9 protein-coding genes and 1 pseudogene are annotated in these 11,150 nt (G+C 77.3%); 7 read left to right on the forward strand and 3 right to left on the reverse strand.

The window, feature by feature from the left end:
• Positions 1-116: 116 nt before the first annotated feature.
• Both LE181_RS16555 and LE181_RS16560 read right to left on the reverse strand, forming a co-directional pair.
• On the reverse strand, positions 117-1,055 hold the full coding sequence (locus LE181_RS16555; protein ID WP_225662057.1) for a PadR family transcriptional regulator: 939 nt from the start codon (positions 1,053-1,055) through the stop codon (positions 117-119).
• The gene (locus LE181_RS16560) at positions 1,055-2,002 is read right to left on the reverse strand and encodes a DUF4097 family beta strand repeat-containing protein (RefSeq protein WP_225662058.1); all 948 of its coding nucleotides are present in this window, start codon (positions 2,000-2,002) and stop codon (positions 1,055-1,057) included. Before LE181_RS16560 ends, LE181_RS16555 begins: the two co-directional genes overlap by 1 nt.
• 129 nt (positions 2,003-2,131) lie before the next feature.
• Between LE181_RS16560 and LE181_RS16565 the strand changes: the two genes are divergently transcribed.
• The gene (locus tag LE181_RS16565; RefSeq protein WP_225662059.1) at positions 2,132-2,962 is read left to right on the forward strand and encodes a hypothetical protein; all 831 of its coding nucleotides are present in this window, start codon (positions 2,132-2,134) and stop codon (positions 2,960-2,962) included.
• A gap of 108 nt (positions 2,963-3,070) precedes the next feature.
• Here LE181_RS16565 and LE181_RS16570 read toward each other — a convergent pair whose 3' ends face one another.
• Entirely contained in the window at positions 3,071-3,250 is a 180-nt protein-coding gene (locus tag LE181_RS16570; RefSeq protein WP_004937694.1) for a DUF6104 family protein, read from the reverse strand.
• Between the two features lie 131 nt (positions 3,251-3,381).
• On the opposite strand from LE181_RS16570, the gene LE181_RS16575 reads away from it, so the two are divergent.
• The 6 genes and pseudogenes from LE181_RS16575 to LE181_RS16600 all read left to right on the forward strand — a co-directional run.
• Positions 3,382-3,801 (forward strand): CU044_2847 family protein, encoded by a 420-nt coding sequence (locus tag LE181_RS16575; protein WP_225662060.1) that lies wholly within the window; start codon positions 3,382-3,384, stop codon positions 3,799-3,801.
• Complete coding sequence (locus LE181_RS16580; RefSeq protein WP_225662061.1) at positions 3,798-5,936, forward strand: VMAP-C domain-containing protein; 2,139 nt, start codon at positions 3,798-3,800, stop codon at positions 5,934-5,936. The genes LE181_RS16575 and LE181_RS16580 overlap by 4 nt, the downstream gene beginning before the upstream one ends.
• 160 nt (positions 5,937-6,096) lie before the next feature.
• Positions 6,097-7,107 (forward strand): AAA family ATPase, encoded by a 1,011-nt coding sequence (locus LE181_RS16585; RefSeq protein ID WP_225662062.1) that lies wholly within the window; start codon positions 6,097-6,099, stop codon positions 7,105-7,107.
• A gap of 6 nt (positions 7,108-7,113) precedes the next feature.
• Positions 7,114-10,236: an SAV_2336 N-terminal domain-related protein gene (locus LE181_RS16590; protein WP_225662063.1), complete on the forward strand. Its 3,123-nt coding sequence runs from the start codon at positions 7,114-7,116 to the stop codon at positions 10,234-10,236.
• Positions 10,237-10,353: 117 nt separating this feature from the next.
• Positions 10,354-10,557: an FxSxx-COOH-like cyclophane-containing RiPP peptide gene (locus tag LE181_RS16595; RefSeq protein WP_225662064.1), complete on the forward strand. Its 204-nt coding sequence runs from the start codon at positions 10,354-10,356 to the stop codon at positions 10,555-10,557.
• Positions 10,554-11,150 (forward strand): annotated as a pseudogene (locus tag LE181_RS16600) (hypothetical protein); the annotation flags it as partial. The gene LE181_RS16595 and the pseudogene LE181_RS16600, both read left to right, overlap by 4 nt.

An 11,150-nucleotide genomic window follows, 5' to 3' on the forward strand; every position in this document is an offset into this window, starting at 1 on the left:
AGCACACTGAACAGCTGACGGTTGCCGTAAATAATGCAGCCCCCAGAAGGGGCCGCCCCCCCCCCCCCCCCCCCCCCCCCCCCCCCCCGCCCCGACCCCGCCCCCGGCGGACGGCCTCAGCCCAGCCGTTCACCCCGCACGACGGCATGGATGCGAGCAGCGGCATCCACCAAGTGACCCTTGACCTCGACCAGCTGATCCGACGTCAGGCCGTGGTCGCGCGCAACGTCCCGCACCTCGTCGCGGAAGCGGTCGAGCATCCGGTCCAGATCACGCACCGCGTCCCTGGACGACGGCGCCGTGGCGTCCCCGCCGCCCGCGCCGCCCGCCAGCGCCCCCAGCTCCTTGGCCAGCGCGCTGACACCTTCCACCAGCCCCGTGGGCCAGTCGCCCTGCCGCGTGTGCTCGCGCACCTGCTCCCGCACCCGCTCCTGGATGCGGAGCACTTCCTCCCGCGCGTGCTCCTGCGCCTGCCGGGCCTGCCGGCGCGCGCTCTGCGCCTCCTGCCGGGCCCGGCGGCTCTCCTCCTTCGCCCGGCGCGCCTGTTCCTTCCACTCCTCCCTGGCCCGTCGCAGCTCCTCCTTGGCCCCGGCGAAGTACTCGCCGAAGTCCCCGGCACCGGAGGAACCGGCCGCGCCGGCCGCCGCGCCCGTACCCGCGCCGGTGCGCCGGGCCTCCTGCGCGGCCTCCCGCATCTCGCGCCGCAGATCCCCGGCCGCCCCCCGCACGTCCTCGCGGATGTCGGCGGCGAGGGCGGCCACGGAGTCGCGGATCTCCAGCTCCAGTTCGGCCAGCTCCCCCCGCCGGTCGGCGAGTTCGGCGCGCCCGGCATCGGTGATGGAGTACACCTTGCGCCCGCCCTCGGTGGCGTGCGTGACCAGCCCCTCGGCCTCCAGTTTGGCCAGCCGGGGGTAGACGGTGCCGGCGGAGGGCGCGTACAGCCCCTGGAAGCGCTCCTCCAGCAGGCGGATGACCTCGTAGCCGTGGCGCGGGGCCTCGTCGAGGAGCCTGAGCAGGTACAGGCGCAGCCGGCCGTGGGCGAAGACGGGGGGCATCAGAGGACCTTTCCGTGCGGAGCGGAGCCGGGGGCGGTGTCCTGGGCCGGTGGGCGGCGCAGCAGGGCGACGCCGCCGGAAACGGTGGTGACCTTGAGCCGCCCGCCGGCCTTGCCCCCCGAACCGTCCGAACCGTCCGAACCGTCCGAACCGTCCGAACCGTCCGAACCGTCCGAACCGGCGGCGCCGAGCCTGCCGGTGATGCGCTTGGCGCCCCACTGCCCGCTGACGCGCAGGTCCTCGAAGGCGCAGGAGACCGACCCGGTGGTGGTGTTGGCGTCGACCTCGGCGTCGACCCGGGCGTCGCGCGGGTGGGGCAGCCGGACGGCGACCTCGCCGGAGACGCTGCTGAGGGTCAGGGAGGGGCTGGAGACGGCGGCCCCGGCGGCGAGGTCGACGAGCATGTCGCCGCTGACGGAGTCGGCGTGGACGGATCCGCCGCCGCTCTCGACGAGGGTGAGGTCGCCGGAGATGGAGTGGAAGCGCAGGTCGCCGGTGAGGGCCTGGGCCTCGAAGCGCCCGGAGACGGTGTCGGCGCGGACGTCGCCGGTGACGCCGACGAGGGTCGTGTCGCCGGAGACCCCCTTCAGCTCGGTGGGGCCGGAGATGCCGGAGACGACGGCGTCGGCGCCGACGACGGCGATCTCGACGCGCGTGGCCGCCGGGACGGTGAGCGTGACGGTGACGCGCCGCTTCCACGTCAAGCGGTCGAGCCACTTGAGGATGTTCTTGGGGAGGTCCTCGTAGCCGACGGTGAGGGCGCCGCCGTCGAGGGAGACGGCCAGCGGCGGCCCGTCGATGTCGGACAGCTCCAGCCGGGCGGGGCCGCTGCCCGTGCCGACGACGTTGACGGTGCCGCCCGCGACGCCCACCTTCAGGGCCGTGACCGGCTCTTCGAACGTGAGCTTCTGGGGTGCGGCGATTGACCACTCGGACTGGCCCGGCATGTCCGGCCTCCTCGACGGGTGCGACCTCGACGGCTCCGACTGCGACGCAACATATCGCGTCTCCATGCTGAACACGATATATCGCGGCTCGGGGAAGTCAAGCACCGCCCAGTGGCATAGCGTGGACGCATGTCCGCAACTGATCACAGCCGGGCGGCGGGAGCACTGCTGCTCTGCCGGGCCGAACCCGACCGCGTCCGACCGCCCGCGCAGCTCCTGCGCGAGCCGCTGCTCCTCGCCCCGGCGGGCGAGGGGTGGAGCGTGCTGGTGCCGGGGGAGGACGTCGCCCGGGAGGAGGGCGCGAACCTCGCCGCGCTCACGGCGGAGTGGGCGCACGCGCTGACGGTCGCCGAGTCGTGGCCGGCGGTCGGGCTGTGGTGGGACGCGGAGGGCGCGGGCTTCGTGGTCGCGTCGGGCTTCCGCCGCACGGTCGGCTTCACGTGGCTCGCGGACGGCGCCCCGCTGGGCGAGGAGAGCGCGCTGACGGCCCTGCGGGTACGGCTGGGCCTGGACCCGGTCCTGGACGCGGAGGCGTTCGACCGGCTGACGCGCCCGGATTCCGACGCGGACGCCCGGGCCCGGGTGCTCGGTCTCGTCGCGGTCCTGGCCCGCGCGGGCCTGCACCTTCCGCCGGGCGTGGCCCCCGGCGCGGACGCCCGCACCCTGCACACGGCGGCCGCGGCGGCGCCGGCCGCGGAGCCGGTGGAGTGGCCGGGCTGGCGCGAGGCGGTCCGGACCGGCCTCGACGCCTCGGAACAGGGCGCCCTGGGGGAGTGGATCCGGGGTCCGAAGGCACGGGCGCTGGGCGCCGCGGAGGTCGCGGCGGGGGTGTCGCTCCTGGTCTACGCGCGCCGGAGACACGGCGCGAGGCGCGGCTGGGCCGCGGCCGGGGCGATCCTGCTGACGGACGGTGCGCTGACGATCGCCTACGACACGTGGCGCGCCTGGGGCCGTCGCTGAGCGCGGTGCGGGCGGGCCCGCACGTCTCGGTTCCGCCCCCGCGCCGTCGTGGTGCGGGGGCGGGGGCGGGGGCGCTGAGCTCGGCCCGTCCCTACGCGTCCGGCGTCGTCACTCGTCGTCCTCGTCGTCCAGCCGTGCGAGCCACGTCGCGAGGCGCTCGACCGGGACCTCGAAGTCCGGGTTGAGGTCGACGAAGGTGCGCAGCTGTTCGGCGACCCAGCCGAGGGTGACCTCTTCCTCGCCGCGCCGGTTCTCCAGCTCCTCGATGCCGCGGTCGGTGAAGTACAAGGTGGTCTCCGGGGACGGTGCAGGGGTGGACGGTCGGTCCTGCCCAGGATAGGCGGCCTTGGCCACGGCCTCTCGCGCCGGTCCGATCAGAGGACTAGCCTGCTGCATCATCTGCGTAACGGGGGTGGCGCGTGGCTGACGGCATCACGCAGGTCCGGCTCGACGACGGCACGGTCGTCTGGGCCCGGGTCACACAGGCGCAGGAGCTCGCGGCGGGGGAGCCCTGGGGCGCGTACGAGGATTCGAGCGCGGCGCGGCGCGTGGCGGACCTCGCGGGCGGCCTCTCCGACGTCGTCCGCGGCGTCGCGGGCTCGCTCCGCATGGGACTGGCGGCGGCGAAGCCGCACGAAGTGACGGTGCAGTTCGGCATCGAGCTGTCCGCGCAGGCGGGGCGCGTCGTCAGCCTGCTGGCCGACGGCAGCGGCAAGGCGTCGGTGACGGTCTCGCTCACCTGGACCGAGAACGGCGGCGGGGGCGCTCCCGGCAACGGCGGGGCCTCCGGCGACGGCGGCGCCCCCGGCAACGGCGGCACCCCCGGCGGCGCCCCTTGAGCGCCCTCGACGGCACCGTGCGCCGCGCGGTCGTCCGCATCTCCGCGCCCGGCGGCGCGGACGACCCCACCGGCGCCCTGTTCTGGGGCAGCGGCTTCTTCGTCGCCCCCGGCCTCGCCCTGACCTGCGCCCACGTCGTGGGCAACGGCGGGGCCGCGGTGCTCGGCGGGCGGACGGCCGTCGACGTCACCGACGCCGACGGCCGCACCCTGCCGGGCCGGGTCGCGATCGCCCTGCCGATGCCGCCGGACCCCGCCGCCCCGCCCCGCCACTGGGGCCTGCCGGACCTGGCGCTGCTGGAGGTGGCGGGGGCCGAGGACGCCGAGTGCCTGTGGCTCAGCGACCGTTCGGCGGTGGTGCCCGCCCCCGTGAGCCTGCACGGCTGGTCGCTGGAGACCGGCGAGCTCGCCCTGCGCTTCGGCCTCGGCGTCGCCAACGGCGGTGACGGCAGGGACGGTTCGGCGATGCTCCTGCGCGGCGAGATCCCGGTCGCCGGCTGCTCCGGCGGGCCCGTCGTGGACACGGGCCGGGGCGCGGTCATCGGCGTCAGCAAGGGGCGCGGCAAGGACACCGCGGGCCTGGCCGTGCCGATCACCGCGCTGCGCCGCCTCGCCTGCGCCCGCCCCGGCCGCGACCGGCTGCACTCCCTCGTCCGCGCCCACGACCGCCACCACCTGCGCCGCTACCGCACCGTGGGCACCGGCGGCAGCTGGACGGGGCTGCAGCAGGCGCTGCGTCCCGCCGCGGCGGCCGGCTTCACGCCCGTCCTGCGCACCCACCTCTTCGCGCGGCTCGCCGAGCTGTCCCCGCCGACGACGCCCGGCGAGGTGATGCTGCTGGTCGACGCGGCCAAGCGGCGTGTCGTGCAGGGCCCGTACCAGCCGGGTGTGGTGCACGATCCGCGCACCTGGCGGGAGGGGGTGGGCCTGTTGTACGACCTGCGCGACGGGGGCCCGGCCGCCGCGGAGCCCGGCCGGGACCTGGAGCTGGAGGCGGTGCTGCTCTACGCGGCCCGGGTGGCGGCGGCGGTCAGCCGGCTGGGCGACGCCCGGGACCTGGAGCCGTTGCGGGAGCTGAGCACCTGGCTGGGCGGCCAGGCCGAGCCGCTGCCCGACGTGATACGCGAGGACATCCACGAGATCCTGCACGGCGGCGCGCAGGACGGGGCCGAGCCACCCGCCCCCGCCCCGGCGGGCACGGTGGAGCTGCGCAAGCCCGAGCGCCGCGACGTCGAGCCGGGCGGCCCCGGGACGCTCGCCCGCCCCTGGGGCGACGTGCTCGTGGAGATCGACCGCGCCCCGTACGGGGACCGCTACCCCTGGCGCGTCAAGCTGCTGCTGGAGAACGGCGTGGTCAACCCGGTGGACGGCGACGAGGAGGGCGTGCCGCGGGCCCGGCTGCGCGAGGCGCTGCGCGAGCCGGTCGCCGAGGCGTTGCAGCAGGGGGACGCGGGAGAGCACCTGGCCGCCCTGCACGTGGTGGTGCCCCGCGAGTTGTTCGACGAGCCGCTGGACGCCTGGCAGCTGGTGCCGCCGGACGCACCGGCCGACGGCTTCGACCCGCACACGATGCCGCTGGGGCAGCGCCGGGCGGTCTTCGTGCGCGACCGGCGCCGCCGCGACCGCCCGGCGATCCCCGAGTGGCGCCGGCGCTGGGGCGGTACGAACCGGGGTCCGCTGACCGCCGTACCGCTGCGGCGCGAGGCACCGGTGAAGGGGCACGACGGGCCGGGCCGGGAGGGCGGTCACGCGGCGTACGGACGGTTGTCCGACACGGCCGACACGGCCGTGCCGGTGTACTGCGGCGAGGTGGCGGCCGGTGCGGGCGCAACGGCCATGGACGCGGCGCTCGCCGCCGGGCACGCCGTGGTGATCTGGCGCAGATGCGCCACCGGCCATACGGATTGCGCCGAATTCCACCGCGAGGCGTCCCGACTCGTGTTCGAAGCGAAGACCGCCGAGGGCCTCCACCGCCGCATACGCAACCTCCGTACCCGCTGCGCCGACCCGGAGGCCCCCGACCCCGACGCGCTGTGGGCACGCTCGATTGCCCTGCTCTACGACTCCCCCGACCAACCACCCTTGCCCGACACGCCGTTGTACGCCCCCGGCGTGCGGCCCGGCGGCCCGCCGTGACGACACGTCAAGTCCGTTCCCGGGGCGTGCGGCAGGGGTCGGCAGGGCACCGGCCGGGCGAGTACCTTCGAGCCGGGGGACCGGCAGTGGCTGCGGCGGCGACGCGGGAACCCCGGGCACAGCAGGCCCCAGGGGCATCACCAGCTACGAGGAGCCCAGTGTGAACGATTGGCGCATCTATCGGGGAGCCGGCCTGCCGCACGACGGGATACGCCGGCTGCCGCCGCCCCCGCCCTGGCGGGACTTCGCGTCCTCGGGCCCCGACACCGGGGCGGACACCGACCCCAGCGCCGCCCGCAGGCTGGGCGTGCTGCGCCGGCTGGTGGAGAACCACCACCCCCGCCCCGAGGAGGTGGAGGCGGTCAACGCCGCCCTCTACCTGCGCCGTCCGCTGCTGGTCACGGGGAACCCCGGCACCGGCAAGTCCACGCTCGCCCACGCCGTCGCCCACGAACTGGGCCTCGGCCGGGTGCTGCGGTGGTCCATCGTCAGCCGCTCCACCCTCCGCGACGGCCTCTACCACTACGACGCCATCGCCCGGCTGCAGGACGTCCAGCTGGAGCGGGCCGGCGCCGGCGCCGGCGGTGGTCCGCGCCGCTCCATCGGCTCGTACATCCGGCTCGGGCCGCTCGGCACGGCCCTGCTGCCCGGCCCGCAGCCGAGGGTGTTGCTCGTCGACGAGCTGGACAAGGGCGACCTCGACCTGCCCAACGACCTCCTCAACGCCCTGGAGGAGGGGGAGTTCCGCCTCCCGGAGCTGGAGCGGATCGCCGACATCGAACCCGAGGTCGGCGTGCTCACCGACGACGGCGGCCGGGCCGCCATCCGCGGCGGCCGGGTGCGCTGCACCACCTTCCCGCTGATCGTGCTCACCTCCAACGGCGAACGGGACTTCCCCGCCGCCCTGCTGCGCCGCTGCATCCAGCTCGACCTGGAGCCGCCGGGCGAGGAGCAGCTGACCGCGATGGTCAGAGCCCATCTGGGGGACGACGCGGTGACCGACGGCGACGAGCTCATCCAGCGCTTCCTCGACCGGGAGCCCGGCGAGGTCATCGCCGCCGACCAGCTGCTCAACGCCCTGTTCCTCACCCAGCACGCGCCCCGCACCGAGCGCGTCACGCGGGAGCGGCTGGCGGACATGCTCATGCAGCCCCTGGACCGGCCGAGGTGATGAGAGATGACGGCGCCCGACGACCTGCGGCTGGGGCAGCTGGTCGCCCGGCTCCGGGCCGCCGACTGGGACCTGTCGGCGGAGGAGCTGGCCGACGCGGTGTGGCTGGCCCAGTGGGCCGGCCGGGGCGCCCCGGCGCCGCCCGGGGACGGCCCGGCGGCCGGGCACCCCGGGCCCGCCGGACCCCCGGCCGGCCCCGGGAGCACCCGGCGGCCGGAGCGCCACGGGCCGCCGGAGCGTGCCGTCCCCGGTGACGCACCGGGCACCCGGACGAGGGAGGGGAGGGCCGTGCGACGCGCGGAGCGCTCCGGCCCGGTGTCCGTCTTCGTCCCCCGCGGCGGCCGCACGGCACCCGCACCGGTGGACGCCTTCCCGGTCCGCGTCCCCATGGCGTCGTCCCTCCCCGGCCTGCTCGGCCTCCAGCGCGCCCTGCGGCCCCTGCGGGGCTACCGCCCGCTCACCGCGCCCGTACCCGGCTCCCTCGACGAGGACGCCACCGCCGACGAGGCCGCCCGCACGGACGTCGTGCAGCCCGTGCACCGCGCGGACGGGCGGCGCGCGGCCTCCGTCCAGCTGCTGATGGACGCCGCCCCCTCGATGGCCGTGTGGGAGCGGATGCTGGAGGAATTACGCCAGACCTGCGCCCAGATCGGTGTCTTCCACGACGTCCAGGTGCGCTACCTGCACCGGGCCGCCGACGGCACGCCCCTGGTCGGCACCACGGCCGGGCCCGGCACGCCGGAGCGGGCGCGCCGCCACCAGCGGCCGCGCCCTGCCGGCCAGTTCCGCGATCCCACCGGGCGCCGGCTCACCCTCGTCGTCAGCGACTGCGTGGGACCCCTGTGGCAGGAAGGCCGCGCCCAGCGCCTGCTCCACCACTGGGCACGGACCTCGCCGCTGGCGGTCGTCCAGCCCCTGCCGCCGCGCCTGTGGCCGCGCACCGCGCTGCCCGCCGAGGCCGGCCTGCTCACCCGCGACCCGGCCAGTGGCGGCAGGCTGCGCTTCACCCCCGAGGGCTACGGGCCCCCGCCCGGCCCCGGCGCCCTGCCCGTACCCGTCCTGCTGCCCACCCGGGACGCCCTCGGCACGTGGGCCCGGCTGCTGTCCGGCCCCGGCCGCACCACCGTGCGCGGCGCCGCGGGCCTGGTGCTGCCCGGCCACCCCGCCCGGGACGTGCCGGGCCCCGGCGAGCGGGCCGCCCGCAGCGCCGGCGAGCTGCTCACCGCCTTCCGCGCGGCGGCCTCGCCGGGCGCGCTGCGGCTCGCCGTGCACCTGGCGGCCGTGCCGCTGACGCTGCCGGTCATGCAGGTCGTGCAGCGCGCCATGCTGCCCGACACCGGCCCCATGGAGCTGGCCGAGGTGCTGCTGAGCGGCCTGCTGTGGCGGCTGCCGGGCACCGGGACGGGGCCGGCGGAGGAGCACGGGTACGAATTCGCCGACGGGGTAAGGGAGCTGCTGCTGCAGTCGCTCGGCCAGAGCGCCGCGGCCCTCGTGCTCAAACACTGCTCCGAGTACGTCGAGCGGACCTTCGACAAGAGCTCGCGCAACTTCTCCGCCCTCGCCGCCGCACAGCTCTCCGGCCGCCCCCTGCAGGACACCGCCGCCACGCCCCCCGCCGAACCGGACGCGGGCGTCCGCCCGCACATCTCCGGGCCGGCCGAGCCGGAACTGTTCGCCGAGGTGCCCGCCCGCGTGGTGCGCTGGTACCAGCCCGTCCCCGTTGAGAGCGGCCCCCTCGGCGAGGCGGAGCGGCTGCTGCGCCTGTGGCGCGTGCAGGCCGACCCCACCTTGCTCCACGAGGCCCGCGCCCACGCCGCACCGGCCGCCACCGCGCCCCTGGAGCCGGGCGGCGCCACCGAGGGGATACGGGCCCGGCTCGTCCTCGGCGGAGTGCTGCGCGCCCTGGCGGGCACCGACTCCGTGCGCCACGACCCCGGCCGCCGCGAGGCGGTGCTGACGGAGGCCGTCACCCTGCTCACCGAGGCCCACGACCACACCGAGCCCGGCAGCGACCGGCACACCGAGGCGGCCCTGGAACTGGCCGCCGCCCACCACGACCGCTGGCTGGCCGACGGCGACCCGGGCCGGCTGCACGCCGCCGCCCGCATCCTGCGCGCCCTGCCCGCCGGCACGCCCGCACGCCACCTCCGCCTGGGCCGGGTGATGCTCGCCCTGGCCCGTACGGAGCCCGCGCCCGCGGCCGACGAGGCGGTCGTCGAACTGCGCACCGCCTGCAGCCTGCTGGAGGCGGCCGACGCACCCGACATCCAGCGCTGCGCGGCCCTCCTCGACCTCGCCCGCGCCCTGCGGCTGGCCGGCGCCCCGGCCGCCGAGGCCCTCACCGTCCTCGGCCGGGCCCGCGACCTGGCCGCCGACGACCTGCAGCGCCTGGGCTGCCGCACCGAGGAGGCCCGCGCCCACACGGCCGCGGGCCGCAGGCCGGAGGCCGACGACGCCTACGCGGCGGCGGTCTCCCTGGCCGGGCGCGACAGCGTCCGCCGGTGCGAACTCCTCCTGGAGTGGGGCGAGTCCCTGCTCGGGGGCGCCGGGACGCCCGACGCCGGGACGCCCGACGACGCCGGGGCGCGGCCCGACGCCGTCGGCCGGGCCGAGGCCGTGCTGCGCGAGGCGTTCGCGGTGAGCCCGGGCCGGTCACCGCTGCGCCCGCGGATCCAGCTGATGCTCGGGCGGGCCCTGGTCCTGCGGTTCGGCCGGCAGGGCTTCCCGCCCGACCTCTACGAGAGCTGCCACCTCCTGGAACAGGCGGCCCGCCGGTCCCCGGACGGCGCCCTGCGCGCCGAGGCGTGGCTGGAACTGGGCGTGGCGCGCATGGCGCTGAGCGAACAGCCCGGCGGGCTGCCGGTGGCGGACGCCGCCGCGGCCTTCGACGCCGCGGCGAAGGAGGCCGCCCGCCTGCCCGCGCCCGACGGCCCCGGCTCGGTGACCGCCGCGCGCGCCCTGCACCGCTACGGGGAGGCCATGGAACGCATGGGGCTGCCCAGGGCCGCCCTGGCCGCCTACCGCGACGCGCAGCGCGAGTGGCGCCACCTCACCGCCCGGCTGGCCGCGGTGCCCTGGGCCGAGGTCGCGGCGACCCGGGCGAGCGTGGCCCGGCTCGCCGACGGATGAGCTCCGGTGTCCGGACCTGATCCGAACGTGTTTCCGTACGACGGGCGTTGGGAAGAACCGTGCAGCCGCGGGGGTCCGCCCCCGGCGGGAAGCGGCAGGAAGGAGCGAGAGGTGCCGGTGCCTGAGCACAGGAATGCCGCGACGGCCGAACGGGACGGGTCGGCGGGGGTGCCGTCGCTGCCCGACCTGACGGGCCTGGGCCTGCGGGCCCTGCGCACCGCCCCCGACCCGGCCCTCGCGGCCGCGGTGGAGCGCGCCCTGTCCTTCCCGGCGGAGTTCGGGGAGACGTGGTACTCCGACAGCACGGACGCCGGTCCGTGACCCCCGACGACACCCACGCCCACCCGGCCGGCGAACGCTCACCCCGGCCGGGGGAGGACGGAGCCGGTCCGCCGGCGGGCGCGACCCCCCTCGGTGTCGTGCCGGTGGCGCCCCGCCCGGGGGAGGCCCCCGGGGCGCTGCCCCGGAGCGGTGGACCGGTTGCCGCGGGCGTCAGCGAGCCCGGGAGGCCGGACGCGGGGGCGCTGGGCCGGCTCGCGTGCACGCGGTCCGCGCCCGGTGACGTCGCCCTGTTGCTCGACGGTGCGCACAGCCGGCGGCTGGTGTTGCTCAAGTCCCTGCTGACCCGGCTGGAGCGGCGGCCCGACGCCGTACCGGCCGATGTCCGGGAGCGCTTCGAGGCGCACTGGCGCCTGCTGGAGCGCGCCGAGGCGCAGCACCCGCGCGCGGTGCGCGACACGCTCGGCTACCCCTCGGTGGGCACCTGGCTCACCCGCGCCCTGACCGCGCCCGACGGCGACGCCCTCGCCCGCTGCCTCGGGCACCTCGGGCCCCTCGCCGCGGCGGCCGCCCTGCGCGCGGGCGGCCCGTTCGCCCTCGACCTGCCGGCGCCCGCCGGGCGGCTCGTGCTGCCG

It is taken from the genome of Streptomyces sichuanensis (assembly GCF_020328095.1).
Lineage (GTDB): Bacteria > Actinomycetota > Actinomycetes > Streptomycetales > Streptomycetaceae > Streptomyces > Streptomyces cinnamoneus.

Excerpts from the sequence above, each read along its gene's own strand:
- LE181_RS16555 (WP_225662057.1), bottom strand. The coding sequence starts at position 1,055 with ATGCCCCCCGTCTTCGCCCACGGCCGGCTGCGCCTGTACCTGCTCAGG.
- LE181_RS16560 (WP_225662058.1), bottom strand. The coding sequence starts at position 2,002 with ATGCCGGGCCAGTCCGAGTGGTCAATCGCCGCACCCCAGAAGCTCACG.
- LE181_RS16565 (WP_225662059.1), top strand. The coding sequence starts at position 2,132 with ATGTCCGCAACTGATCACAGCCGGGCGGCGGGAGCACTGCTGCTCTGC.
- LE181_RS16590 (WP_225662063.1), top strand. The coding sequence starts at position 7,114 with ATGACGGCGCCCGACGACCTGCGGCTGGGGCAGCTGGTCGCCCGGCTC.